Annotated in this window: 40 protein-coding genes; 18 read left to right on the forward strand and 22 right to left on the reverse strand. The window is 70.7% G+C overall.

Annotated elements, in window-relative coordinates; all coding sequences use genetic code 11:
- Nucleotides 1-213 precede the first annotated feature (213 nt).
- The 11 genes from ACFV3R_RS24950 to ACFV3R_RS25000 are packed head-to-tail and all read left to right on the forward strand — an operon-like array spanning nt 214 to nt 4,722.
- The gene (locus tag ACFV3R_RS24950; protein WP_385587280.1) at nt 214-639 is read left to right on the forward strand and encodes a hypothetical protein; all 426 of its coding nucleotides are present in this window, start codon (nt 214-216) and stop codon (nt 637-639) included.
- Nucleotides 636-1,040: a hypothetical protein gene (locus ACFV3R_RS24955; protein WP_385587283.1), complete on the forward strand. Its 405-nt coding sequence runs from the start codon at nt 636-638 to the stop codon at nt 1,038-1,040. The genes ACFV3R_RS24950 and ACFV3R_RS24955 overlap by 4 nt, the downstream gene beginning before the upstream one ends.
- A gap of 31 nt (nt 1,041-1,071) precedes the next feature.
- Complete coding sequence (locus tag ACFV3R_RS24960) at nt 1,072-1,398, forward strand: hypothetical protein (protein ID WP_385587286.1); 327 nt, start codon at nt 1,072-1,074, stop codon at nt 1,396-1,398.
- Between the two features lie 26 nt (nt 1,399-1,424).
- Nucleotides 1,425-1,868 (forward strand): hypothetical protein, encoded by a 444-nt coding sequence (locus ACFV3R_RS24965; RefSeq protein ID WP_385587290.1) that lies wholly within the window; start codon nt 1,425-1,427, stop codon nt 1,866-1,868.
- A gap of 4 nt (nt 1,869-1,872) precedes the next feature.
- The gene (locus ACFV3R_RS24970) at nt 1,873-2,064 is read left to right on the forward strand and encodes a hypothetical protein (protein ID WP_385587293.1); all 192 of its coding nucleotides are present in this window, start codon (nt 1,873-1,875) and stop codon (nt 2,062-2,064) included.
- Nucleotides 2,065-2,066: 2 nt separating this feature from the next.
- Nucleotides 2,067-2,558 carry a hypothetical protein gene (locus ACFV3R_RS24975; protein ID WP_385587296.1) on the forward strand — a complete coding sequence of 164 codons (492 nt, stop codon included), beginning with the start codon at nt 2,067-2,069 and terminating at the stop codon, nt 2,556-2,558.
- Between the two features lie 2 nt (nt 2,559-2,560).
- A complete protein-coding gene (locus ACFV3R_RS24980; protein ID WP_385587299.1) occupies nt 2,561-2,935 on the forward strand; it encodes a hypothetical protein in 375 nt (124 codons plus the stop codon).
- Between the two features lie 29 nt (nt 2,936-2,964).
- Nucleotides 2,965-3,285: a hypothetical protein gene (locus tag ACFV3R_RS24985; RefSeq protein ID WP_385587302.1), complete on the forward strand. Its 321-nt coding sequence runs from the start codon at nt 2,965-2,967 to the stop codon at nt 3,283-3,285.
- Complete coding sequence (locus ACFV3R_RS24990) at nt 3,282-3,584, forward strand: response regulator transcription factor (protein ID WP_385587305.1); 303 nt, start codon at nt 3,282-3,284, stop codon at nt 3,582-3,584. The genes ACFV3R_RS24985 and ACFV3R_RS24990 overlap by 4 nt, the downstream gene beginning before the upstream one ends.
- 53 nt (nt 3,585-3,637) lie before the next feature.
- Nucleotides 3,638-4,108, forward strand: coding sequence for a hypothetical protein (locus tag ACFV3R_RS24995; RefSeq protein WP_385587308.1), 471 nt, complete (start codon nt 3,638-3,640; stop codon nt 4,106-4,108).
- A 35-nt stretch (nt 4,109-4,143) separates the two neighbouring features.
- Nucleotides 4,144-4,722 (forward strand): nuclease-related domain-containing protein, encoded by a 579-nt coding sequence (locus ACFV3R_RS25000; RefSeq protein WP_385587311.1) that lies wholly within the window; start codon nt 4,144-4,146, stop codon nt 4,720-4,722.
- Nucleotides 4,723-4,800: 78 nt separating this feature from the next.
- Here the strand turns inward: ACFV3R_RS25000 and ACFV3R_RS25005 are convergent, their stop codons facing one another.
- Entirely contained in the window at nt 4,801-4,968 is a 168-nt protein-coding gene (locus tag ACFV3R_RS25005) for a hypothetical protein (protein WP_385587314.1), read from the reverse strand.
- Between the two features lie 286 nt (nt 4,969-5,254).
- Here ACFV3R_RS25005 and ACFV3R_RS25010 point away from each other — a divergent pair, with 286 nt between their 5' ends.
- Both ACFV3R_RS25010 and ACFV3R_RS25015 read left to right on the forward strand, forming a co-directional pair.
- Nucleotides 5,255-5,527 (forward strand): RNA polymerase subunit sigma-70, encoded by a 273-nt coding sequence (locus tag ACFV3R_RS25010; protein ID WP_385587317.1) that lies wholly within the window; start codon nt 5,255-5,257, stop codon nt 5,525-5,527.
- A 290-nt stretch (nt 5,528-5,817) separates the two neighbouring features.
- Nucleotides 5,818-6,030: a hypothetical protein gene (locus ACFV3R_RS25015; RefSeq protein WP_385587320.1), complete on the forward strand. Its 213-nt coding sequence runs from the start codon at nt 5,818-5,820 to the stop codon at nt 6,028-6,030.
- A 16-nt stretch (nt 6,031-6,046) separates the two neighbouring features.
- Here ACFV3R_RS25015 and ACFV3R_RS25020 read toward each other — a convergent pair whose 3' ends face one another.
- Nucleotides 6,047-6,442 carry a hypothetical protein gene (locus ACFV3R_RS25020; RefSeq protein WP_385587323.1) on the reverse strand — a complete coding sequence of 132 codons (396 nt, stop codon included), beginning with the start codon at nt 6,440-6,442 and terminating at the stop codon, nt 6,047-6,049.
- Nucleotides 6,443-6,571: 129 nt separating this feature from the next.
- On the opposite strand from ACFV3R_RS25020, the gene ACFV3R_RS25025 reads away from it, so the two are divergent.
- Together ACFV3R_RS25025 and ACFV3R_RS25030 are read left to right on the forward strand one after the other, a co-directional pair.
- Complete coding sequence (locus ACFV3R_RS25025) at nt 6,572-7,129, forward strand: hypothetical protein (RefSeq protein ID WP_385587326.1); 558 nt, start codon at nt 6,572-6,574, stop codon at nt 7,127-7,129.
- Between the two features lie 9 nt (nt 7,130-7,138).
- Nucleotides 7,139-7,741 carry a hypothetical protein gene (locus tag ACFV3R_RS25030; RefSeq protein ID WP_385587328.1) on the forward strand — a complete coding sequence of 201 codons (603 nt, stop codon included), beginning with the start codon at nt 7,139-7,141 and terminating at the stop codon, nt 7,739-7,741.
- Nucleotides 7,742-7,774: 33 nt separating this feature from the next.
- Here ACFV3R_RS25030 and ACFV3R_RS25035 read toward each other — a convergent pair whose 3' ends face one another.
- The 12 genes from ACFV3R_RS25035 to ACFV3R_RS25090 all read right to left on the reverse strand — a co-directional run bounded on the left by ACFV3R_RS25035 (nt 7,775) and on the right by ACFV3R_RS25090 (nt 14,422).
- On the reverse strand, nt 7,775-8,125 hold the full coding sequence (locus ACFV3R_RS25035; RefSeq protein ID WP_385587331.1) for a hypothetical protein: 351 nt from the start codon (nt 8,123-8,125) through the stop codon (nt 7,775-7,777).
- Nucleotides 8,126-8,240: 115 nt separating this feature from the next.
- Nucleotides 8,241-9,308, reverse strand: coding sequence for a PhlD (locus ACFV3R_RS25040; RefSeq protein WP_385587334.1), 1,068 nt, complete (start codon nt 9,306-9,308; stop codon nt 8,241-8,243).
- A gap of 83 nt (nt 9,309-9,391) precedes the next feature.
- Complete coding sequence (locus ACFV3R_RS25045; protein WP_385587337.1) at nt 9,392-10,207, reverse strand: XRE family transcriptional regulator; 816 nt, start codon at nt 10,205-10,207, stop codon at nt 9,392-9,394.
- 413 nt (nt 10,208-10,620) lie between these two features.
- On the reverse strand, nt 10,621-11,001 hold the full coding sequence (locus tag ACFV3R_RS25050; protein WP_385587340.1) for a hypothetical protein: 381 nt from the start codon (nt 10,999-11,001) through the stop codon (nt 10,621-10,623).
- Nucleotides 10,998-11,393 carry a hypothetical protein gene (locus ACFV3R_RS25055; RefSeq protein ID WP_385587343.1) on the reverse strand — a complete coding sequence of 132 codons (396 nt, stop codon included), beginning with the start codon at nt 11,391-11,393 and terminating at the stop codon, nt 10,998-11,000. The genes ACFV3R_RS25050 and ACFV3R_RS25055 overlap by 4 nt, the downstream gene beginning before the upstream one ends.
- Entirely contained in the window at nt 11,390-11,848 is a 459-nt protein-coding gene (locus ACFV3R_RS25060) for an XF1762 family protein (protein ID WP_385587346.1), read from the reverse strand. The genes ACFV3R_RS25055 and ACFV3R_RS25060 overlap by 4 nt, the downstream gene beginning before the upstream one ends.
- The gene (locus tag ACFV3R_RS25065) at nt 11,845-12,150 is read right to left on the reverse strand and encodes a hypothetical protein (protein ID WP_385587349.1); all 306 of its coding nucleotides are present in this window, start codon (nt 12,148-12,150) and stop codon (nt 11,845-11,847) included. Before ACFV3R_RS25065 ends, ACFV3R_RS25060 begins: the two co-directional genes overlap by 4 nt.
- An 88-nt stretch (nt 12,151-12,238) precedes the next feature.
- Nucleotides 12,239-12,640 (reverse strand): hypothetical protein, encoded by a 402-nt coding sequence (locus tag ACFV3R_RS25070; protein ID WP_385587352.1) that lies wholly within the window; start codon nt 12,638-12,640, stop codon nt 12,239-12,241.
- A 71-nt stretch (nt 12,641-12,711) separates the two neighbouring features.
- Entirely contained in the window at nt 12,712-12,960 is a 249-nt protein-coding gene (locus ACFV3R_RS25075) for a hypothetical protein (RefSeq protein ID WP_385587354.1), read from the reverse strand.
- Nucleotides 12,957-13,505, reverse strand: a complete 549-nt coding sequence (locus tag ACFV3R_RS25080) for a DUF3560 domain-containing protein (protein ID WP_385587357.1) — start codon at nt 13,503-13,505, stop codon at nt 12,957-12,959. Before ACFV3R_RS25080 ends, ACFV3R_RS25075 begins: the two co-directional genes overlap by 4 nt.
- A 76-nt stretch (nt 13,506-13,581) precedes the next feature.
- Entirely contained in the window at nt 13,582-13,806 is a 225-nt protein-coding gene (locus tag ACFV3R_RS25085) for a hypothetical protein (protein WP_385587360.1), read from the reverse strand.
- Nucleotides 13,807-13,915: 109 nt separating this feature from the next.
- A complete protein-coding gene (locus tag ACFV3R_RS25090; RefSeq protein ID WP_385587363.1) occupies nt 13,916-14,422 on the reverse strand; it encodes a hypothetical protein in 507 nt (168 codons plus the stop codon).
- Between the two features lie 220 nt (nt 14,423-14,642).
- Here ACFV3R_RS25090 and ACFV3R_RS25095 point away from each other — a divergent pair, with 220 nt between their 5' ends.
- Nucleotides 14,643-15,554, forward strand: coding sequence for an ATP-dependent DNA ligase (locus ACFV3R_RS25095; RefSeq protein WP_385587366.1), 912 nt, complete (start codon nt 14,643-14,645; stop codon nt 15,552-15,554).
- A gap of 5 nt (nt 15,555-15,559) precedes the next feature.
- On the opposite strand, the gene ACFV3R_RS25100 is transcribed toward ACFV3R_RS25095, so the two are convergent.
- The 3 genes from ACFV3R_RS25100 to ACFV3R_RS25110 form a co-directional block, all read right to left on the reverse strand.
- A complete protein-coding gene (locus tag ACFV3R_RS25100; RefSeq protein WP_385587369.1) occupies nt 15,560-15,940 on the reverse strand; it encodes a hypothetical protein in 381 nt (126 codons plus the stop codon).
- A 69-nt stretch (nt 15,941-16,009) separates the two neighbouring features.
- Nucleotides 16,010-16,333, reverse strand: a complete 324-nt coding sequence (locus ACFV3R_RS25105; protein ID WP_385587372.1) for a hypothetical protein — start codon at nt 16,331-16,333, stop codon at nt 16,010-16,012.
- Between the two features lie 63 nt (nt 16,334-16,396).
- Complete coding sequence (locus ACFV3R_RS25110; protein ID WP_385587375.1) at nt 16,397-16,705, reverse strand: hypothetical protein; 309 nt, start codon at nt 16,703-16,705, stop codon at nt 16,397-16,399.
- Nucleotides 16,706-16,790: 85 nt separating this feature from the next.
- Here ACFV3R_RS25110 and ACFV3R_RS25115 point away from each other — a divergent pair, with 85 nt between their 5' ends.
- Both ACFV3R_RS25115 and ACFV3R_RS25120 read left to right on the forward strand, forming a co-directional pair.
- Nucleotides 16,791-17,066, forward strand: coding sequence for a hypothetical protein (locus tag ACFV3R_RS25115; protein WP_385587378.1), 276 nt, complete (start codon nt 16,791-16,793; stop codon nt 17,064-17,066).
- Complete coding sequence (locus ACFV3R_RS25120) at nt 17,063-17,308, forward strand: hypothetical protein (RefSeq protein WP_385587381.1); 246 nt, start codon at nt 17,063-17,065, stop codon at nt 17,306-17,308. Before ACFV3R_RS25115 ends, ACFV3R_RS25120 begins: the two co-directional genes overlap by 4 nt.
- 64 nt (nt 17,309-17,372) lie before the next feature.
- Here ACFV3R_RS25120 and ACFV3R_RS25125 read toward each other — a convergent pair whose 3' ends face one another.
- From ACFV3R_RS25125 to ACFV3R_RS25145, 5 genes are all read right to left on the reverse strand, one after another.
- Entirely contained in the window at nt 17,373-17,633 is a 261-nt protein-coding gene (locus ACFV3R_RS25125) for a hypothetical protein (protein WP_385587384.1), read from the reverse strand.
- 486 nt (nt 17,634-18,119) lie between these two features.
- Complete coding sequence (locus tag ACFV3R_RS25130) at nt 18,120-18,245, reverse strand: hypothetical protein (RefSeq protein WP_385587387.1); 126 nt, start codon at nt 18,243-18,245, stop codon at nt 18,120-18,122.
- 51 nt (nt 18,246-18,296) lie between these two features.
- Nucleotides 18,297-18,509: a hypothetical protein gene (locus ACFV3R_RS25135; RefSeq protein ID WP_385587390.1), complete on the reverse strand. Its 213-nt coding sequence runs from the start codon at nt 18,507-18,509 to the stop codon at nt 18,297-18,299.
- Between the two features lie 130 nt (nt 18,510-18,639).
- Nucleotides 18,640-20,013 (reverse strand): hypothetical protein, encoded by a 1,374-nt coding sequence (locus tag ACFV3R_RS25140; RefSeq protein WP_385587393.1) that lies wholly within the window; start codon nt 20,011-20,013, stop codon nt 18,640-18,642.
- A gap of 105 nt (nt 20,014-20,118) precedes the next feature.
- Nucleotides 20,119-20,574, reverse strand: coding sequence for a hypothetical protein (locus tag ACFV3R_RS25145; RefSeq protein ID WP_385587396.1), 456 nt, complete (start codon nt 20,572-20,574; stop codon nt 20,119-20,121).
- Nucleotides 20,575-20,782 lie beyond the last annotated feature (208 nt).

A 20,782-nucleotide genomic window follows, 5' to 3' on the forward strand; every position in this document is an offset into this window, starting at 1 on the left:
GGGCCCGCACCCGCACCAGCCACTTCGCAGCACTTTGCCCCGTCGAGCTGACGCTCGACGGGGCAAAGCAGGGCCCGAATTAACCAACAGCGTCCGTGTGGGGCGGGCCCTTTGCGTTGCCCCAATCCGTCATAACGTATTGCACAATGCGATACGAAATCGTATGCTCGAAGAGCCACACCACCCGGTCCCGACGAACGCCAGGAGACCGCCATGACCGCCGTCGACATCCCCTTCCACCACGTCATCGTCACCGCCCCCACCGACCGCCTCAACGGCTGGAGGGTAGCCACCCCCACCCCCGACTCCTTCAACCCCCACTACGTCCGCATCGCCCCCGCCACCAACATCCGCCCCGGCGACGTCCTCCTCGGCACCTGCGACCCCCACTACAACGTCGACCTCACCCCCCGCACCGACCGGGCCCAACACACCGGGTACTTCGCCGGAACCCCCAAGCCCCAGAACCAGGGCGCCCGCCCCTTCAACCCCAACCACTGCGACTGGTGCGACCACCACTACCACTGCGGCCTCCGCACCGACCAGGGATACGTCACCGTCGACGGCTGCACCCCTTACAGCCCCGACACCCTCCTCCTCGTCATCCCCCGCGAACTCGCGCAGACGGTGACCGCATGACCACCACTGTGCAGGCGCCCGTCGAAGCCAACCGCGACACCAGGCAGTGCGCCCAGTGCGGCCGGATCGGCGTCATCAAGTTCCTGCCTGTCACCAACAACTCCGGCGGACCCGACATCTACGTCTGCCAAGGCCGCGTCGCCTGCCGCAGGCGCGTGCACATGGCGCAGCAGACGCTGGCAGCCCGCCACGAGTTGCAGGCGCTTCCCGCCCCCGCCGAGGACACGCCCCTCGGCGTCAAGGACTGGGTCGCCCCCACCGGCTGGAGCGAGGCGGAGCAAGAGCAGCACTATCGCGAGCTCGCCCTGGCCATCGGCATAGACCCCGACGCCAAGGAAGCCCACCACCCGCGGGTCATCGCTCGCCGCCGCGCCCGCGAACTGCGCCACACCGCTGCCTGACCAACCTGCTGCCGACGAGGAGGCCCCTTCTATGACTACCCCCGCACCCCCTCACCCGCGCCACGCTCTCAGCCCGAACGACGCGAGCGGCACCCAGCACGGCATCACCATCGTCCACGCCGGCACCGAAGACTGGCCCACCATCCTGGCCCTCACCACCCACCGGGAAGCCGCCGCGAGGGCGATCACCGCGCAAGCACGCTCCGACGCGTGGCCCTCGGAACCCGACACCGTCACCGCCAGCGACCTCCAGGCCGGTTGGGCGTGGGCCGAAGAGCGCCCCGACGGCAGGTGGGTGTGGTGGGACCACCGCCAACCCCCGCACCCCGCAACCCCCGCCCTCATCTGGGACTTCTAACCGACCCCAACCAGCCGAGGAGTCTGATGCCCGACACCGCCGTCTGCCCCGAGCTCGCCGCCCAGCACCAGACCGAGCGCGCCTGGGCCCTGCACAACACCCACCGCGCCCACCCCGCCACCATCGGCCCCTGGACCACGACCACCGCCCCCGACGGCACACCCATCGTCACCGCCCGCCTCCACGGCCCCGACGCCGTCCAGCAGCTCCTCAACTTCGGCAGCGGCCCCCTCATCACGACCGGCGACGACGGACAGCGCCCCACCCTCGACTACACCGAGCCCGCCATCACCGCCGTCGAGTGGCGCACCGCCGGCGTCTGGGCCCGCCTCGAAGCCCGCGACCCGCTGCCCGTCCGGCCCATACCGACACCGCGGAACGTGTACGGCACCACCCCGCTCCCGCCCGCCTGGCGCCGCCACCAGAACATGCTCCGCGCCCTCTCCGCCCACCTGCTCAAGGAGAACTGACCTCGTGAGCGCGGATGCCTACCTGATTCTCCTGTGCGACCACCCCGGCTGCGAGTACCCCGAGGCCCACTGGCCGGTCCGCTTCGAGCCGCACACGCACCGCGAACTCCGCCGCCTCCTGAAGACCCGCGGCTGGCGCCGCACCCGCGACGGCCGCGACCTCTGCCCCGAACACGCCACCACCAAGGAGAACTGACCATGCCCGACCGCAACCCGCAGCTCCACCCGACCAACGGCCCCATCCACACCTGGTTCGGCCTGTCCTACAGCAACTACGCCGTCCTCCCGCGCACCCTCCTCCAGTCCATGCCCACCGACTGGCAGCAGCGCATGGTCGCCTGCCTCAACGAACTCGACGACGCCTTCCAGCACATCCCGCAAGCCGAGGCATACGAGGTCACCGCCGCGACCGAGCACATCGTCAACGAGATGACCGCCGAGGAACTGCTCCTCGCTGGCATCACGGAGGTGTGGGAGACCGACGGTGAGCCACCCATGCCGCCGTGGGATGAGGGATTCCGCGACTGGATGGACACCCACCAGAAGGCGGAGCCCACCTACTACGACGATGCCTTCCAGGTGATGAACCCAGACCAGCGCGTCCTGCTCCCCGTGTCCGACCCGGTGCCGCACTACAACCGGGGCCGCACCTACATCCCACCGCAGCAGACCCAGACCCAGGAGGCGTGACCATGCCCGACACCGCTGAGACGCTCCTCGCCAACCTCGGCGAAACCTACGTTGCGTCCATCTCCTCACCCAGCCCCCGACACCCCGCCGCCATGGGATGGCGCGCCCACACCAGCACCATGGCCGCAGGCTTCACCCGCGCCCTCCACTCCCTCCACCAGATCGCCCCCGACCAGGCCGCCGACATCGCCACCTGGTTCGCCGGCCCGCTCGACGACGGCCCCGACCCTGAAGAGCACATGGACTGGGTCGCCGAGCACATCGCCGCCCACCCCGACACGTTCCAGAAGTGGCTCGCGGAAGGGCGGACGGCCGCCGAGCGGGCCCAGCAGTTCACTGCGGAGTGGGAGCGCAAACAGCGCGAGGCCTCCGCGTGACCAACCACCGAACCGATCAGGAGCCGACCATGCCCCTCCTCAACTTCGACCACCTGCTCGACGGCGACCAGACCGAACCCGACGTCGACGACGGCAGCTGCGCCTGCCAGAAGCCCGACGACCAGTACCTCATGGCCATCGAAGAGGGGCAGGTCTCCCTCCGCCACGCGACCTGCGGCAAGCCCCCGAACTGGGGCGACTGGACCGATCTGACCTACTCCGACCCGGTGCCCGTACGCGCCGAGTGGAAGAGGGAAGGCAGTTGCACCGGCGCTCACTACAGCGACTACACGTACGCCTGCGACTGCGACCACTGGGTCCAGATCACGCTGCCCGGGGAGACCGCATGACGACTGCCGCGCCCGTGCGCCCGCCGCACACCAGCAGCGGGCCCCTCCTCACCTTCCACACCACCCGCCAACCCCAGCTCCTCCGCATCATGACCCCCCGGCGGATACAGATCCTCACCCTCGCCGCCAACGGCCACACCAACCAGCAGATCGCCGAACACCTCGTCCTGTCCGTCGAGACCGTCAAGACCCACATGCGGCAGATCCACGCCGTGCTCGGCGCCCGCGACCGCGCCCACGCCGTCGCCCTCGGCATCCTCCGAGGCTTCGTGCCTGCCAGCGCCATCCACGCCGCCTGAGTGCCGCGTTTCCGCAGGTCGCACACAAACCAGCCAGTAACAAGGAGACGACCGTGCCCACATCCCGCGCGGCCCGCTACGCCGCCACCTACGCCATCCTCACCGCCGCTCACGAAGTCGCCGACCACCTCGTCCAGGTCGACCGCGACGCCACCACCAAGGGCCACCCCGGCTCTGAGGGGAGGGCCGCGTGCCTCCGGCACGTCGCGTCGTACACCCTCACCCAGGCCCTCGCCCTCACCGCAGCCAACCGCGGACTCCGCCTCGGCCTCAACACCCGCTGGGCCCTCGCCGGGCTCGCCCTGTCCGCCGCCACCCACTACGCCGCCGACCGCTCCGGCGGACGCTGGGCCGAGAACCCCAAGCAGCAGCCGACCACCCGCCTCGTCCGCGCCGCCCACGCGATCGGCAAGGGCGAATGGCTCACACACGACCCGCAGGCCGGCTACCGCATCGACCAGGCGTGGCACAAGGGCTGGATCGCCATCGCCGCCGGCGTCGCTGCGGTCGGGGGGACTGCGTGACCGCGGGCCGGTCCGCCGCGGCTCAGGCTGCCCGCGTGGGGCGTCTGGGCCCCCTCCAGCACATCGCCCGAGCCGTCGGCCTGGAGACCGCCGCCATGGCAGAGAAGGGGCGTCAGGCAGGCAAGTGGCGCGCCGGTCACCTGGGCGAGAAGGCCACCGCCCGCATCGTCGCCCCGCTCGCCCACGAGGGCTGGATGCTGCTCCACGACCTCCGCATCTGGGACCGGGCCAACCTCGACCACGTCCTGGTCGCCCCCGACACGCAGGTGCTCCTCCTCGACTCCAAGTGGTGGAGCGTTTCCGCCCCTGTCCGGCTGTCTGGCAGGCACGTCCTCTACCAGTCTGCGGACGTCACCGACGAAGTCGCGAAGGTCGGCCGACTCGCCGACGGCGTGGAGGAGCTCCTGCGCGTGCCGGTGACACCGCTCGTCGTTCCCCACAACGCTCCCGTACAGCCCGGCATCGGGTTCACCCTGCCCGGTACGACGCCCGTGCACGTCGTGCCTCCGGAGCGGCTCCTGACCGTGCTGCGCGGCAACGTGGGCCGGCCCAACCCGGGCGCCGCGCGGGCGTTGGCGGAGCGTGTGGCGGTGGTGTTGCCGGAGTACCGGTGACCGGCCGCCCTACGAGACGCGCCGCAGACGTGCTGAAGGGCCCACCGCCTGGTGACGGTGGGCCCTTCATGGTGTCGGCTAGCTGCGGTGCCGGCGGTCTGCCACGACGAGGCTGGCGCTGATGGCGGCCAGGATCGCCCAGACCACCCACATCCAGGTGGCGCCGGCGCCGGCCACGGTTGCTGCGGTGATCGTGGCGAGCAGCAGTAGCACGCCGATCAGGGTTGACCAAGTGGCTGTTTGCATGGCGTTCCTCCTTTCTGGGTGTCGTGCGAGACTGGGTGGAGGGGCCGGAGGTACTAGCTCTACTTCCGGCCCCTCTTCTGTCACTCCTTCCGGTGACGACCCTTGCCCTTCTTCATCTTTGCCCAGTGGGCGATGAGTGCGGCGAGGGTGTTCGCGGTTGTTGCGACGGCGCCTAAGGCCACCCAGAACTCGCTGTTGATTTGTCGTTCACCCCCTCTCGGTTGGTGATGACTCAATTGTACGGGGAGGCTGTACAGGTGTCAACCCTCCCCGTACACTGGTGTCCATGACGACCCCCGCCGACGCCTTCACCCAGCTCATCTCCGACATCAACGCGCTGACCGACCCCACCGAACGGGCCCGCGCCGCCACCGCCCTCCTCGATGCCGTCCCCGGCCTCCAGAAGAGCGCGCGCACCGCCCGGCAAGAAGCAGTCCTCGAACTCCGCGCCAAGGGCAACAGTCACGCCGACGTGGCCGCGCTTCTCGGTATCACCCGCTCTCGCGCGCAGCAGATCGCCGAAGGGCGCAGCGGAGGTACCGCTCGGAAGCAGCCGTGAGCCGGCCGCACACGCAGTGCGCCCCTCCCGTGCAGGCGGGAGGGGCGTCGCTGTCTCCGGGCGTCCTCGTCGCGGTGCTCCCGCCAGGCGCGGGGCCGACTAGTGCGAGGACGGAGCCAGTTCCCTGGCTTCACCCCCGGACGACCTGCTCAGTGTGCCAGCGGGGTACGACAGTGGGCCCGTCGCGACGGGGGATGCACGACGGGCCCACACCCAGTGTGCACCCACCCGCCGGGCGGACGGGGCGACTCCGCCGTTACCGACCCGCCCGCGGCCAGGTTGGGCAGGGCGTGGATGTCGACGTGGAACGCCTGCACGCCCTGATCGAAGCCGAGCCGGACAGCCTCGCCACTCGGCCCGTCACCCTGACCGCAGGGGAGGCGCAGGCCCTGGTGGAACTGCTCGGTGTCCTCGTCGTGTCGCGAGCCGGCGGGGACGAGGTGGGGCAGGTCGCGCAGAGCCTCGCCCTCGACGTGGCGCGCCGCATCCCCGTGGCCAGCTGAACCGCGGCGCCGGGCGCTACTCGCCAGCCTCAGCGAGGGGCTTACGCCGCTGCCGGGTGTGGCCGCGGACGGGGCGGCCCTTGCGCATGTGGTCTCGGACCGGCCACTCGACGGCCTTGTACTGAGGCGCGGCGCGGGGTAGGTCGGCCGGCTCGGTGGGCTGGGGAAGTGAGGCGTCCGCGGCGGTGGCGCCGCCCGTCGCGTGTTCTTCGTCCGCGTCGTGGTCGTCGGTGGTGGCGTAGGCGAGGTAGCCGGTAGCCAGCGCGGCTGCAATTCCGCCGACGGCGACCACCTTGCCGGCGAGGTTGAGGCTGTTCCACCGGTCGGCTACGCCGCGCCGCAGAGGCTTTTTCTCGACGATGGCTTCCGTCTCGGGTTCGGCGGGGAGGGTGGTGTCGTCTGGCGCGGTCATCGGTGGGCCCCTCTCTGCTGCGAGGACCGGAGTCTAGGCGGCCGTGGAGCCGTGAGAGGGCCGAATCGGTCCGAGGAGGGCGGACGGTTCAACTGATGCACCCCCCGCATTGACACTGTGATGCGGGGGGTGCATCATAGTGTCATCAAGGGACGCACCCAGGGGGACCAGATGGACGCCACCACCGCCGCCACCAAGAGCAAGGTCACCGTCGCCACCATCCGCAACTGGTGCCGCCGCGGCGTCATCACCGCCACCAAGACTGCCGGCCGGTGGGACATTGACCCGACCAGCCTCCGCGCCCACCGCCGCCGCCTCATCGCCCTGGACACCGCACGCCAGGCCCGCGCCGCCACTGTCATCCAGACCCGCATCACCAGCCAGCTCGTCCTCCCGAACCTCACCGGCAGCGACAAGCAAGTCGCCTGGGCCCGGGACATCCGCGACCGCCGCATCGCCGCCGCCCTCCAACTCGTCACCCACGACGACGAGAGCGGCCAGCCCACCGGTCGCGCCACCTACCGGCTCGCCACCCCGACCATGTTCGGCCGCGACCCCCTCCACGCCGGCGACTTCCTCGGGACCGCCGCCTACACCGAGCACACCACCGAGGCCGACTACCTGATCGCCCTCCACGCCGTCCTCAATGCCTGCACCAACGCCCGCTACTGGATCAACAAGCGCTGAGGAGCCACGATGCCTACGCCAATCACTGAGCGTTCACGCTTCAAAATCACCAACCGCATCCCGATCGGTAGCCGCTACGCCGACGATGAGACGGGCTACACCCTGGTCGCCTACTCCGTAGACCCTGTCAACGGCCGCGCCGAGCCGCTCTTCATCGCAGACGACGACATCGGCGAGGGCGCGGCCTCCCAGCACTGGATGGACCGCGCCATGCACGGCTCCACCCCGCTTCTTGCGGTGTCCGACGTGGTCGGCATCGGTTCCGAGACGCTGCATCCGGCCCCAGACGACGCGGACAAGGCTGCTGCTGCGTTCGCCGCCCTCGCGACCCGGGAAGAGCACACTTTCCGGGACACCGGGGACTTCTCCCGCGTCACGCTGTACGCCGAACTCAACTCGGACGAGGAGGTGGCCGCGTTCCTCGCCTATGCCAAGGCTGAGCTGGAACTGCGTTCAGCTCAGCGGCGGTTGGAGCGAGCAGCGCGGGATCGATCAGAGCGGATCGCGTTGGTGGCTGACCTGACCGGTTCGCAGCGGCAGGCCGCGAAGGTGCTGGGGGTGAACCAGTCGACCGTCAGCCGCGCCCTGCGGGAACGCCCTGAGCGCCCCTAACGCGCCGTATCCCCGTGGCCGACGCGCTCTGACTCAGCCCTCGCCGTCGTCAGGCTTCGGGTCGTCGACGTGGCGGAGGGCGCCGCGGGCCTTGACGAGGCCCGCGCCGGACAGGGTGTCCCAGTAGGGGTGCGTGTGCACCTGATCAACGAGGTCGTTGAGCCGGGCCCGGAGTTCGGCGACCTGGGCCTTCTCCTCGTCGGTCCAGCCGGGGGAGGAGTCCTTGCGGCGTTCGCGCCAGTAGCCGCGTTCGGGGCCCTGCTCCCAGCCGTCCATGGGTTCGGTGGACCAGGGGAGGCGTTCGAGGAGAGCGGCGAGGTCGGCGCGGGTCTTGTCCGCTTCGCGCCGGAGTTGTACGAGATCGTCGGGAAAGTCGTGGCTCACTTCACGGGAGCCTACTCCTGGCCGGTCACGTGTTCGGTAGCGACCCGGCGCCGTGACTCGGGTCTTGGGTCACTTTGGTCCCTCGCGGGCCTGGTGCGGCCAGGCCCGGGGGTGGTCACGTGGTCCAGGTGCCGGCGAGGGTGGCGTAGGTGAAACCGGGCCCGAAGGAGAGGGCGAGGCCGCGGGTGCCGGGCGCGGGCGGGGTGGTGTGGGTGCGGCGCAGCACGTCGAGCACGCTGATGCCGCCGAGGTTGCCGTTCTCGGCCAGCGACGCCCACGTGTGCGCCACCTGCTCGTCGGAGAGGGACAGCCCGGCTTGGACGGCGCTGATGATGGCCGGCCCGCCCGCGTGCACGAGGGCCCAGTCCGGCGCCGCCAGGTCCAGCGTCTTGAGCCACTCCACGACGTCCGGGAGGACATCCTTCGGGCCGCGCAGGGCGGCCTTGGTGGAGTCGAAGTGGAAGCCCGCGGTGTCGAGGCGCCCCCAGTAGGAGTTGTGCGCGGAGTCGGGCAGCACGTACTGGCGGTGCGCGTCGATCGCCAGGCCCGGCTGGAGCGGCGTGTCGGTGACGATGCAGGCGCCGGCGGAGTCGCCGAACAGGGCCTTGTAGATCTGCGACTCGGTGGTCTGGTCGGCGTGGTGGTAGATGCTCGTGATGGCCTCGGACACCACGACCAGGACCCGGGCGCCCGGGTGCACGGCGACGTCATCGGCGGCCTTGCCGAGGGCCTTGGTGCCACCCACGCACGCCAACGTGGCCAAAGCCGTGGTGCGCACGTCCGGGCGCAGGCCGAGGCGGTTGATGAGGGTGATGTCGAGCTGGGGGACGGCCCAGGAGGTGGTGTGGGAGGTGATGACGGAGTCGATGTCCCCGGGGGTGATGCCGGCCTGTTCGATGGCCTGTCGTGCGGCCTGCTCGGCCATGTCCTGGGTGGCGGCCCAAGCCGCGGCGTTGCGGTCCTCGAGGCCGGTGGCGCCGGACACGACGGGGGCGTCCAGCGGCTGGGCGAGGGGCCGGCGCTGCACGCCGCTGTTGCGGATGACGCGCTCCCATATCGCAAACTTGGGGTGCGGTGCACCGTCGTCCTGCGCAGTGTTGGCGCGAATGTTGTCGAGGATGTCGGCGGTGCTGGCCCAGTACTGGCCGTGGACGACGGCTGGTTGTGTGACATGAGCAGGCATGACGTGCCCCCCGGTCTGTTGGCGAGACCTTTACCCTACGGTCGTCATGATGGCGGGATTGCCCCGGTGAAGTGCCGATTCGTTCACGATGCCAACCCGGGGGCGAGGTGTCCGTTACAGGTGTCCGCGGCTGGCATTGGCCCGGGGGTGAAGACGGTGCCCATGAAGCGGGCGCCGGGGCAGCCGAGCAACTCGGCGGCGCAGATCCGCACCCAGCCGTGCTCACCGGTGGGCGGCCAGTACTGGGGGCGCACCGAACCGTCAGGTTGGGCGGTGTCGTAGGCGCGGTGCGCGTACAGCGGCCCGGTGCGCGGGTCGCGCAGCACAGCGGTCTCCAGCTCCTCCAGCGTCTGGTCCTTGGGGTGGTGGGCGCGGGCGGCGCGGAGCTGGGGGAGGACGTAGGGGGCCCAGGCGGTTTCCCAGTCGGTGAGGATCGGGACGAGGTCGGGTTGTGCCGGGTTGCCGCGGGCGTCGTCGGACAGCAGCATCCAGCGCATCATGTTGTCCGGCCAGTCCCGGCCCTCGTAGATCGCGGCGAAGGTGGCGTTCCAGGCGAGGAGGTTCCAGGAGGGGTCGATGACGTAGGCGGGGTGGGAGATGCCGTGGATGTACGACAGCCACGCGGGGTCGACGGTGCGCCCGGAGTGCTCGTAGAGGGCGTAGGGGGGGTTCTGGCCGCGGGCGAGGGAGCACATGTGGGCCCAGCCTTCCTCGGTGAGGTGGAGGACGCGGGCTATGTCGTGGAGGAGTTCGAAGCTGGGGGTCTTCTTGCGGCCGTTGATGACGGCGCTGTAGGTGCCTACGGACCATGCGGCGCGTTGGTCGACGTCGGTCTGGGTGGGGATGCCGGCGGTTTCGCGGGCGGTCTCGCAGAGTGCCTTGAGTGCTTCGACGCTCATGTGGTGCTGTGTCCCCCTATCACGCCCTGTTGGGGCGTTTCTAGTGCTGTGGTGCGGTCAGTTGTTCACGTGAAGATTTGGCAGTGGTGGTTGCCCTGGGCACCGGCCATGCTGGTCCTCGACCGGTTGGGGTGGGGCAGCAGCCGCCCTGCTGGTCGAAGGCGGGTTACGGGGGTGCCTGTCGTGTGTGCCGGGTTGCCCCGGGCGGTAGTTCGCAGCCTGCCGACTGGGGCACCGGCCTTCTCTGTTTACGTGGCCTGTGCATGTGGTGACTACTGGTATACCGCGCGCGGTTTCGTTTCTTCGCTCACTCGTTCGAGTGGTGTGGTCGCGTTTCGCCATGTTCTACGGCGGTTACTCCCGGAATGCCTGCCGCAGTTCTCGGCCACACCACCCAACAGGCACAGTGACGCTCACGCCTGACTGTGGCACGGGCAGGTACACGGGGCGGCGCAGAACTTGCACTGTGCCGGCGTCTTGGCGCCGGACAGGCCGGTGTGCCGCTGGCAGTAGCCGTGCTCGCCGTGCAGACAGCCGGTGGACAGGTAGACGTGGTGGTCGGGGTTGGGGCGGAGGGCGGCGAGTTCGTCGCGCATCTGGTCAGCGAGGGTGCTCACCCGCTCGAGGGCGGTTTGCGCCTGGTCCCGTTCCCACTCGGCCTTGCGGCACTGGCCGGTGACTGCTCCCAGGGCGTTGTCGAGCGTCTTCACCTGGCGGCGCGCCTCGTCCCGCTGGGCCGTCACTTCGGTCAGTTCCTGCTCCAGGTCGGCGATGCGCTGCGCGGTGTTGGTCACGGCTGCTCTCCGGGGTCGACTTCGGGGTGGGTGAAGTGGACGGGCTTGCCGAGGCTGCGGGCGTAGGTGATCTCCGCGCGGGTGGAGTCCCCGATGTAGTCGCCGACGATCAGCACTTCGTCAGCGAGGCGGATCTTGGCGCGGTGCAGGTCGTCCAGGCGCTGCTTACCTGCCTCGGCTTCGGCCGGGTTGGCCCACTGGGGGCGGGGGTTCTTCATGTCGACGCCGGGCTTGACGACGATGTTGCCAGCCCAGGTGAGCTGGAAGTCGGCGTCGGCCATCTCGGTCATGAAGCGGGTGCTGCCGCAGATGGCGACGATGTGTGGCAGGCCGAGGCCCCGCTTAGCGTCGGCGAGAAGCTGGTCGGAGGTGGAGAACTGGGAGTAGGTCATGCTGCCTCCCACAGGTAGCGGGGCACGTTCTCCGTGCCGGTGAGTTCACGAGGACGGCTGGGGCGGTCCCAGCCAGGTCGTGCTGGTCGCTCGGCAATTACGCGCCACCCGGCGGCGCGAAGGCTAGCCCCACCTTCTCCTTGCTGGGTGTAGGTGATGAGGCGGCTGTAGCCCATGCCCTTGGCGATCTCCCAGCAGGCGGCGTAGAGCATGGAGCAGGCGTTGCGGGTGCCGTCGGTGGCGACACGGGTCACTTCGAGGGTGTGGCCGTTGTCGAGGTGTCGGGCGACGGGGCGCCCGATGATGGCGACGCCTACGAGGGCGCCGTCGTGGGTGGCTACGCCGACGCATGCCTTGTATCCGCGGGGTGGCTTGTGGTGGCGGTGCCACTCGGAGATGAACGCGCACGCATCACGGAAAGATATGCCCTCTCCGACCCGAGGAGTGCCGATCATTGCCGCTCCGCCTGCGTGCGGTGGTAGGCGTCGGTCGCGGTGTGTCCGTTGACTGTCACGTTGGGCGCGAGACGCCGCGCGAGGGCCAGAGCGTCCTCGACGTCCGCGTACTCGATGCCGCTGGTGAGGCCGGGAGTCCAGTTGCCATCGCGGTCATAGCCACCGTGCCCGTCGGTCACAACCCACTTGCCGCGCCGGGTCTTCTCGACGTAGAGGGTGAAGTACCGGCGGTTGATGTCGTCGGCAGGGAGCACGGACACCTCGTAGCGGGTGATGTCGGTGAGCGGCGACGGCTGGATCACGGCTACTCCTTCGGGGGTGGGTGGTGCCCTGGTGCGCTACGACGCGCCACGGCTTGAGCGCCAGGGCTGAGGGCAGTGCGGGGCTGGCTCAGAAGCGCCACCAGCCGTCGTAGCCGTCCGGGATGACGGGGAAGCCGGCCAGCATCGGGCGGAGGATCGCGAGGTGCTGCTCCTGCACCTCCGGGTTCTCGGCGCCCCAGTAGCCGGTGCCGTCCCAGCGGCCGTGACAGTCGCCGCCGTACCGGCCGTCGTTGTGCTGGTCCAGGAACTGGCGGGCGGTGGCGGGCTCCGGGTACTGGAGGTCCCAGAGTTCGCCGATGCAGGCGACGGTGGCGCCTCGGCGTCGTCGGAACCAGACGGCGTTGATGCGGCAGGTCACGTAGTAGGGGTTGCGTCCTTTCGGGGTGTCTTCGCGGGTGCTGACGCGGAGGGTGTTGAGGTCGATGGCGTAGGGCTTGCGTGAGATGAGGAAGCGGTCTTCTCGGATCACGGGTGTCCTTCGGGTCTGGGTGTCTCGTGGGGTGCGCGTGCGGGACGTGCACCCGGGCGGCGCCCAGACGATCAGGGCTGGGGGAAGACCTCGTCGAGGACGGCGCGGATCTCGTCGGCGTCTCGCTGCGTCAGCGTGATGGTGCGCAGGTTGCGGCTGCGGCCGGAGTACTTGGGGCCCATCAGCCGGTAGCCATGCCCGTTGGTCTCGCTGGTCATGACGTTGATGCTGAGCTGGTAGGCGGGATACTCGCGGTCGCTGCTGGCGGCGTCGAGCGTGATGGTCGCCGTCTTGGGGGTGGTCTCGGTGCTCGTGGTCACTGGGCCTCCTGGGCGGTCTCGTCGGTGTCTGCGGGGTTGGTGATGGTGATGTCGTCACGGGTACGGGAGAGGACGCGGTCATACGTGCGCTTGGGGTCGTCCCAGCCGCCTCCACCGCCGTCGAGGGTGAGCGTCTTCTTGTTGACGCGCTTGACGCGGTAGGTGTCCTGGCTGGTCTGGAAGGTTCGGACAGTGACGATGTCGCCGACCTGGAAGTCGGAGGGCTGCCAGGGGCGGGCGCGAGTAGAGGTGACGGCGGTGATCTTGGCCTGTGCGTCGGCCTTGGCCTTGGCCCACTTCGCCGCCTGCTCGGCCTTCTCGGCGGCCTTGTAGGCGTCGATGGTGCGCTCGAAGTGGGCGTCGGCGCGGCGCTTGTCGCGGCGCGCGGAGCGGTAGGAGTGGTGCCCGGGGAGAAGGGGCTGTCCGCCAGCGAAGCGGCCGTAGAGGTCATGGTTGCGCTTCGTGCGGGCCTCGAAGTCGGCCTTGAGGCGGTCGGCACGCTTCTGGAGTTCGGCGGCGCGGCGCTGCTCGGGGGTGTCGGTCATCTGGTGCTCCTCGGGTCTGGGCGTCTCGTGGGGTGCATGTGCGGGACGTGCACCCGGGCGGCAACCAGGCCGCCGGTCAGGCGAAGACGGCGCGCGTGGCCAGACCGGGGCTGTACTGCTCGATCGCGCGGACGGCCACCCCGAGGGCGCGGAATGCGTCGCTGCGCTCGCTTAGGACCATGTCGCTCCAGGCGCGGTCGTCACTGGACCGCAGCTCGGCGTTGGCCCACCGGAAGCGCTGGCTGGCGTCGCGTGCGTCGTGGATGGCGCTTGCGATGTGGGTGGGGATGGGGCCGTACACGGTTTCGAGTGAGCGGATCGGGTCCATGGCGGTCTCCTCAGGCGTTGATCTGGTGGGCGGTGGGCTTCACGTGCCGGTGCGGCACGTGAAGCCCTGTGGTTGGTGCGGCTTAGGCCGCGGCGGAGAAGGGGCCCGTGCACTCCAGGTCGTCTGCGGCGCAGGCCGGGCAGTCCTCGGGGCAAACGCCGGCGAAGCAGTCGGAGCGTTCGAGGACGAGGCGCGGCTCCTCCAGGGTGAAGTCCTTCCCGTCCGGGACGGGGGCGACGGTGGCGGTGTAGGCGGCGAGGACGGCGGAGACGCCCTGCGTGTGGATGGCGTCCGTCGTCTGGCCGGCGTAGTAGAAGTCGGCCGTGGTCGGGTTGTAGACCTCGACGTGCAGGCGGTGGGCGCGGTGGCCGAGGGGGAGCATGGCGCCGAGGAGGGCACCGGTGGTGTCGCGGATCTCCCAGCCCTCGAGGGGCTCGGTGCCGTTCCGCATGTCGCCGATCCACTGCCAGGCGGTGACCTGTGCGGCGGTCATGCGGACGAGGAGGAGGGTGACCTCTGCGAAGGTGAAGCCGCCGCGGGAGGTGCCAGTGAAGTGGTTCACGGTGACGGTGGTGACGGTGCGGCGCATGGCGGTCTCCTCGGGTGCAGTGGGTTCATCGTGTCGGGGGTTGCGCTTGGCGTTCCCCCGACTTAGGTGCGGGTGGGGCCGGTCGTCTGGGGGTTGGCGGCCGGCCCCTGCGTGGGCACCTCCTTGGTGGGTGGTCCCCACTCTACCGAAACGTATTGCGTGATGCAATACGTTTTCGGGGTTGGTTGTGACGCCGAGCCACCCACGTCGTTGCCGAGACATGCCCGCCACGCCCATCCCCCTGCCGGTGACCGTCGCCCTCGCCGCACCAGCCGCGGACCTCCCCACCGGCAGCACCTGGGCCTACGAGGTCAAGATGGACGGCCACCGGACGGTCCTCGCCGTGGATGAGCAGGCGCGGGTGACGCTTCAGGCGGGCCGCTCCCACCGCAACGTCACCCGGGCGTTCCCGGACCTCGCCGAAGCCGCCGCCGCGCTCCCGTCAGGCACAGTGCTGGACGGGGAGGCAGTCGTGCTCCACGAGGGCGTGGTGTCGTTCGAGGCGGTGCAGCAGCGGGCCCTGAGCGGCCCCACACGGGCCGCGAGGCTCGCCGCCAAACTCCCCGCCACCCTCGTCGCGTTCGACGCTCTGGCGGTCGCTGGGACGGACCTGCGGGCACGCCCCTACTCGACCCGCCGGCAGGCCCTGCTCGACGTCCTGGCGCCGCTCGGCCCGCCCCTCGAGCCCGTCCTTGCCACCCGGGACCGAGGGGAGGCGCTGCTGTGGATGGACGCGCTACGACCCCAGGGGATCGAAGGCATCGTGGCGAAGCGGGTCACGGAGCGGTACCCCGCAGGCCGACGGTCCTGGGTAAAGGTCCGGCACGCGGCGCTCGGTGACGGGGCGGCGGTCGGGTACACGGGCCGGCCGCAACGCCCGGACCGGTTGATCGTGAAGGTGGAGGGGCGGTGGCTGCTGTCGACACCGTTGGATCTGCCGACCGCCCGCGTGCTGGCGCAGGCCCTCGAGACGGCCGGCGCCGCCGACGTCGCTGCGGCGGGTCCGGTGCGAGTGCTGCGGGACGGGACCCGCTACCGGCCGCTGGGGGTGGACGTGCCGGTGGAGGTGGAGGTCGGGACGACGCGGCACCGGCACGTCACGGTGCGGCGGCTGCGCCCCGACCTGATGTGACCGTCTCAGCCCGCCGCCGGCGCCGAGGCGGCCGTCAGGGAGGCCAGGGCGGCTTTCGCCTCACGCAGTCCGCCACGGCCGATGGCCAGCCCCTCCTCGGCCGTCAGAAGGCCGCGCAGCACCCCCGACACCGCGGGCTCCACCCCGCCGCCGCCAACCGCTTGGAGGGACTGCTGCTCCTCGAGGTGCCGCATGCCGGCCGCGCAGTGCCGCACCGGCGCCGCGGTCTCGGCCAGGAGCGTCTCAAGAGCGTCGAGCAGGGCGGCGATGTCGACGAGCGGCAGGGCGGCGGGGTTGTTGATGGCGGTGGCGAGGTGCCGCATGCAGGTGGCTGCGTCGATGGGGAGTGTGGCCGCGGGCGGGGGCACGGTGGGGGTGGTGGCCATGGCGCTGCTCCAGGCTCGTATCGGACATGTCCGCACGTAGCGTGGCAGCGTGCACTGACAGAACGGCGCCTACACGGCCGGGAACAGCGTGGCTACCAGCCGGCCGCGCAGTTCCACGCCCTGCACGCGGCGCCTGAACGTGGCGCGCAGGTGGACGGCGCCCAGGTCGTCGTCGGTCCGCCGCACCATGACGCGCAGGTGCCGGGCCCACGCCTCGAGGTCGGCGCGCTGCTGCTCGGCGGTGCGGGTCAGGCCGGTGGCGTCACCGGTAAGCCGGCCGTCCTCGCCGATCGTCCACTGAAGCGCGGGCAGTCCCGCGGCGGCGCCGGCGGCGAGGAGGCGCTGGAGGGCTTGGTGTGCGTGCTGCTGGGGCAGATCAACCGCAACGCTCATACCAGCAGGCTAGAGCCCTGCGCCCCGTTCCGGGAGGGTTTCGCTCGCCGACGATCGAGCGTCTCAGGGTCGCGGCGCTGTCGCCTGCCGCTCCCACGCCAGCAGCACCTCGGCGGCGGCCTCCTGTCGAGTAGCGCAACGCCGTGTGGGGATCAGCGTCTGCGCGGATCGGCCGATCCACCCGTTGCGGCCTGATCGGCTGGCGCCGCCGTAGGACGGTTCGACGTGGCCGAGGAGCAGGTCGCCGCTGCGGACTTCCCAACGGCTGGTGTCGCGGTGGTCGGGCGCTTTGACGAGGTCGGCGGCTTCGATGACGGCCCGCGCCGCCTTAGCGCTCATGCGCCGGTTCGGCCGGCTCGAGGAGGAGGGCATGGTGCGAGGGTAGGTGGTGGCGCTGTTCTCGGGTTCTGGGCGGGTGGGGCGGCGTACCGTGGCTGGTAGACGAGAGGAGCCCGCGGTGGATGCGACGCTGAAGACCGTGGTCGGTGGGGAGCTGGTGGAGTTGCCCGGCACCATCGCCACTGTGCGGCAGACGCTCGACGATGACCAGGCGCAGGCCTTCGACGCCGAGGTTGAGCACGCCGCGGCCGCGGACCTGCCGGCCGTCGTGGCTCGGTGGGCGCTGGCGCAGGCCGGCGCGGACGACGAGGACGAGGCCCTGTTCGCGCTGCTTGAGGCCGGGCAGGACGTTGGCGCGGTGCCGGCCGAGGACGATGAGGCTGGGGCTGCGTGAGCCGGTACCGCGTCCAGTACGCCCCGCCCGCCGACGCTGCGCGCCGCTCGATGCCCGCGGCGGTGCGGGCCCCCTTCGACGCCGGCATGACGAGATTGGCCGGCGACCCGTACGCGCACGGCTCCACCCCCATCAAGGGCGAGCAGGACCGCCGGGAGGCCACGGTCGCCGGCGTGGTCATCCGGTACTACGTGGCGAAGGCCGTCCTGATGGTCACCGTGGTCCGCATCGTCTACGTGTGAGCGGCGCAGTCTTCGACAGGGCGGGCCCCCGGTGGGGGCCCGCCTTCGTCGTTCCGGGCCGGGGTCAGCGGTAGAGACGGGCCTGCCGCAGGACGTGGTCGAGGGGGATGTAGGTGATGTTGACGTCGTAGCCGCCGGCCCGGTATGGGCTGCCGGGCCGGGTGCAGGCCGCTTCTGCGTGGACGGTCGTGCCGGGGCGGTACAGGTCGTGGTGGAGGTGCCAGTCGTTGCAGGGCGGGCACCAGACGGCGAGGACGGTGTGGGCGCGGTTGAGGTAGCCGTACAGGAACGGAACGGCGCCGTTGGCAGGGCGGATTCGGGACATGGTTCCTCCAGGTCTGGGCGTGACGGGGTAGGCCCCGGGCGCACTGGGTGCGGGGGCTTGGCGGTGGTTGGTGCGCAGTGGGGCGGACAGCAGAAGGCCCGCCGGCTGTCGGCGGGGCTGATGGGACTACAGCGAGGGGTTAGCCGCGCAAGGGCCCTTCGCTAGGTCCTCTAGTGAGTCGATTGCTTGGGCGGGGCCTCTGGGACTTCAGGGGGCGTAGGGCTCGCTTCGGCGCGACTGATGCGGAAGCGAGCGCAGCAGAAAGCCCGCCACGGTGGTGTGTGGCGGGCAGTGGCTCAGGGCGAACAGGGTTGGAAAGCGCTCTGCTCTACAGGGGGCGTAAACCGAAAGACCCCGGGCGCGCTCGCCCTCACCGGGAATGTGTGGGGAGTGTCCGCCCGAAAGAGTGTACGGGCATAAATCGGCAGGTCAGGTGCGGTGTTGCTTCGCAGAGAGCGTGCGGTGCGGCGCACCAGCAGGCCGGGGTCAGGCGGAGTGCTCCTCCGGGCTGTCGACGATGAAGCCGCGCACCTGTGGCCCGTCCTCCTCGGCGGCCTCGTCCCATGCGGCGACCACCTCGGCGTACCGCGGGTCGACCCACTCCTCAGCCATGCCAGCTCCTTTCGTCACCCTGCTCAACGCCACAGGGCGCCCCGGGTGGCGTCACAGCTTGATCTGGGTGATGCCGTGGAGGAGCTGCTGCACGCCGTGGAGGATGCCTTGGCCGACGTCGGTGGGGGCGAGGACCAGGCCGAGGATGAGGATGACGATGATGCCGAAGGTCTGGTCGGCGCGGGTGCGGGGTTCGACGGGGCGGCGCCACCGCAGGATGACGATGATGGCGAGTAGCAGTGCCACGTTGATGGTCAGGATCACTGCGGTTGCCCTTCGACGCGACGACGCCCCGGTCCTGGTTGTAGCGGAGGCCGGGGCGTGTGTGTGGGCGGTGTGGGGCGGGTTGGCGTGATGCTGTTCGCCGGTGGCCGACACCCCGCCTGCGGGACGGTCAGCGGGCGGCAGGCTGCCCAGCGCCAGGGTGCAGCCGGCGCAGCAGCTCCCCGCCCTGCACCTCAAGGCGCAGGAACTGCGCGAGGTCACACAGCGCGCTCCCAGGCGCCGGGGGCTTCTCAGGCAGGAGGCTCGCGTACCTGCGGTGGCGTTTCGGGGCTGGGCCGCGGCGCTTCAGCGGCTTCCCCACTGCGGCGGCGTGCAGCTTCTTCGCCTCGGCGTCGATGACGTGGATACCGGTCTCCGCTGGCGGCGACAGGCGCTCCTCGTCCCAACTGTCGACGTCGTCGGTGGGCGGCGTCAGGTCCTCAAGGGGGTGCTTACCTGCCACGGCGGCGCGGAACGCGGCGAGCGCGGCGACAGCGTAGTCGCGGGCGGCGCGCTCGCAGCGCTGGCGAAGGTCTTCTACGTGGGCGTCGGCGAGGACGGCGCGCTGCCGGGCGGTCTCCCGCCACAGCTCGTACCGGGCCGTGATCTGGGCGGCAACAGCCTCGGGCAGGCTGGCGGCGGTGTCGGGCGGCTCGGCGGCGGCTTCTTTGAGGGCCACGGTGCGGTCGGCGTGCGCTGTCTCCCACGCCTTGCGGAGCTGGCCGAAGTGGCCGGCGTGAGCGTCAAGGAGTTCGTCGACCTTCTTCGGCCAGGGCTCGGCGGCGGCGCCGTCAGGGTGCGGCGCGCGCACGTCCGGGTGGGCGGCTACGTGTGCGGCGTACTGCTGGCGGTAGAAGTCGCGGCCCCGTTCGGTGATCTCGTAGCCCAGGCCCCGCCCAGTCAGACCAGTCAGCGTGAGGCGGTCCCCGCGATCACTGTCGAACTCAAGTTGCTGGGCCAGCGGCGGGATGTGCTTGCCGATGAGGACGTTCTCGATGGTGGACGAGTAGCCCCAATTCAGGGCCTCCCCTCGCTGGTCAGCAGCCCACAGTGCGGCAAGAACTTCCCAGGACCGTCGGCCGAGCGCTGCTTTGGGCGTGGCGTTGAGGTCGTTGCCTGCACGGGCGGCGGCTCGGCCAGCGCGGGTGAGGGTTACGGTCAGCATCCGACCCCAACGGCTCGTGTAGGCGTCCTGGGTGATGAGGCCGCGGCGTTCGAGGGCGCCCATCGTGGAGCCGTTGCCTTGGCTGTGCCACCCGTTCATGGCGAGCGCGTCTTGGAGCGCGGTGGTGAGGCCGACGGGCCCGAAGTCGTGGGCGTAGGCGAAGTCGATTCGGCGCCAGATGGCGGCGGGGGTGTCGTCGTAGTTGCCGCGGGCCGCAGCGCGGCGGCGGGAACGCTCGATGCCCTGCTCGATGGTGTAGATGGCGGTGAGGGTGGCCTGCTGCCGGTCGTTGAGGTCGGCCCAGGCGGCGAGGGCGGCTTTGGAGGGTCCGGCGGGCATAGGTTCTCCCCAGGGACGGTGGCTCGTGCTTCACCGTAGCGGGAGCAGCTGACAGGGCGCCGGACGACAGCAAGGCACCCCTGCCGGCGTGCGCGCCGGGAGGGGCTACTGCGGCTGCTCTCCAGCCTGCTCTTGCGCCCGGTCTGCGATGGCGCCGGCTCGGCCGAGCATGCCCGCGTGGACCAGCTCCCCGGCCGCCTGGACGCCGATAGTGTCCCGCGCCTCCCGGGCTGCCTTCTTCGCCATGCGGTGCGCCTGCGCGAACGGCAGGCCGTCCTTGAGGCCGTCCAGGGTGTACTCGGCGACGAGGTCGTCCAGCTTCCACGGACGGGGGCGGGAGCGTGCCTCGGCCCGCTTGGCGAGGTACTCGCGGTGCTTCTCCTGGCCTTCGGCGACCCAGGCCGGCAGGTTCTTCTCGGCGGCGAGGGCTTGGTTGCCGGTCATGGGGAGCACGTCGGCCGGGATGTAGCGGGTGGGGATGTCAAGGAGCCAGCCGATGTGGGAGGGCTTGACGGTCTCGTCGCCGGCGCGCTGGCAGGTGTTGCGGGCTTTCTTCCGCATCCCGGGCATGGGGGTCCTTCGGTTTGGTGGGGTGTGTCCACGTTACGTCATGCCCGTGTCTGCGCTCCGGGAGGGCCGGGGCTGGACCTGCGTTACGCAGGTCGGTGGCGGTGTCGTGCACGAGACGCAGGCCCGCAGGGTCCCAGAGAGCGCCGTGGGGGCACGGGAGGCGGGGCGCCAGGTCCCCGGCTGGCTGGTACCCGCCTGG

Origin of the sequence: Streptomyces sp. NPDC059740, from assembly GCF_042733155.1 — a bacterium.
Taxonomy (GTDB): Bacteria; Actinomycetota; Actinomycetes; order Streptomycetales; family Streptomycetaceae; genus Streptomyces.

Coding starts and splice junctions, on each gene's coding strand:
- ACFV3R_RS25080 (WP_385587357.1), bottom strand. CDS start 13,505: ATGACCGACACCCCCGAGCAGCGCCGCGCCGCCGAACTCCAGAAGCGT.
- ACFV3R_RS25140 (WP_385587393.1), bottom strand. CDS start 20,013: ATGCCCGCCGGACCCTCCAAAGCCGCCCTCGCCGCCTGGGCCGACCTC.
- ACFV3R_RS25055 (WP_385587343.1), bottom strand. CDS start 11,393: ATGACCTACTCCCAGTTCTCCACCTCCGACCAGCTTCTCGCCGACGCT.
- ACFV3R_RS25090 (WP_385587363.1), bottom strand. CDS start 14,422: ATGCGCCGCACCGTCACCACCGTCACCGTGAACCACTTCACTGGCACC.
- ACFV3R_RS24955 (WP_385587283.1), top strand. CDS start 636: ATGACCACCACTGTGCAGGCGCCCGTCGAAGCCAACCGCGACACCAGG.
- ACFV3R_RS24950 (WP_385587280.1), top strand. CDS start 214: ATGACCGCCGTCGACATCCCCTTCCACCACGTCATCGTCACCGCCCCC.
- ACFV3R_RS25100 (WP_385587369.1), bottom strand. CDS start 15,940: ATGGCCACCACCCCCACCGTGCCCCCGCCCGCGGCCACACTCCCCATC.
- ACFV3R_RS24965 (WP_385587290.1), top strand. CDS start 1,425: ATGCCCGACACCGCCGTCTGCCCCGAGCTCGCCGCCCAGCACCAGACC.
- ACFV3R_RS24980 (WP_385587299.1), top strand. CDS start 2,561: ATGCCCGACACCGCTGAGACGCTCCTCGCCAACCTCGGCGAAACCTAC.
- ACFV3R_RS25130 (WP_385587387.1), bottom strand. CDS start 18,245: ATGGCTGAGGAGTGGGTCGACCCGCGGTACGCCGAGGTGGTCGCCGCA.
- ACFV3R_RS25095 (WP_385587366.1), top strand. CDS start 14,643: ATGCCCGCCACGCCCATCCCCCTGCCGGTGACCGTCGCCCTCGCCGCA.
- ACFV3R_RS25005 (WP_385587314.1), bottom strand. CDS start 4,968: ATGCAAACAGCCACTTGGTCAACCCTGATCGGCGTGCTACTGCTGCTC.
- ACFV3R_RS24990 (WP_385587305.1), top strand. CDS start 3,282: ATGACGACTGCCGCGCCCGTGCGCCCGCCGCACACCAGCAGCGGGCCC.
- ACFV3R_RS24985 (WP_385587302.1), top strand. CDS start 2,965: ATGCCCCTCCTCAACTTCGACCACCTGCTCGACGGCGACCAGACCGAA.
- ACFV3R_RS24975 (WP_385587296.1), top strand. CDS start 2,067: ATGCCCGACCGCAACCCGCAGCTCCACCCGACCAACGGCCCCATCCAC.
- ACFV3R_RS25040 (WP_385587334.1), bottom strand. CDS start 9,308: ATGCCTGCTCATGTCACACAACCAGCCGTCGTCCACGGCCAGTACTGG.
- ACFV3R_RS25145 (WP_385587396.1), bottom strand. CDS start 20,574: ATGCGGAAGAAAGCCCGCAACACCTGCCAGCGCGCCGGCGACGAGACC.
- ACFV3R_RS25045 (WP_385587337.1), bottom strand. CDS start 10,207: ATGAGCGTCGAAGCACTCAAGGCACTCTGCGAGACCGCCCGCGAAACC.
- ACFV3R_RS25030 (WP_385587328.1), top strand. CDS start 7,139: ATGCCTACGCCAATCACTGAGCGTTCACGCTTCAAAATCACCAACCGC.
- ACFV3R_RS25110 (WP_385587375.1), bottom strand. CDS start 16,705: ATGCCCTCCTCCTCGAGCCGGCCGAACCGGCGCATGAGCGCTAAGGCG.
- ACFV3R_RS25020 (WP_385587323.1), bottom strand. CDS start 6,442: ATGACCGCGCCAGACGACACCACCCTCCCCGCCGAACCCGAGACGGAA.
- ACFV3R_RS24960 (WP_385587286.1), top strand. CDS start 1,072: ATGACTACCCCCGCACCCCCTCACCCGCGCCACGCTCTCAGCCCGAAC.
- ACFV3R_RS25125 (WP_385587384.1), bottom strand. CDS start 17,633: ATGTCCCGAATCCGCCCTGCCAACGGCGCCGTTCCGTTCCTGTACGGC.
- ACFV3R_RS25010 (WP_385587317.1), top strand. CDS start 5,255: ATGACGACCCCCGCCGACGCCTTCACCCAGCTCATCTCCGACATCAAC.
- ACFV3R_RS25105 (WP_385587372.1), bottom strand. CDS start 16,333: ATGAGCGTTGCGGTTGATCTGCCCCAGCAGCACGCACACCAAGCCCTC.
- ACFV3R_RS25060 (WP_385587346.1), bottom strand. CDS start 11,848: ATGATCGGCACTCCTCGGGTCGGAGAGGGCATATCTTTCCGTGATGCG.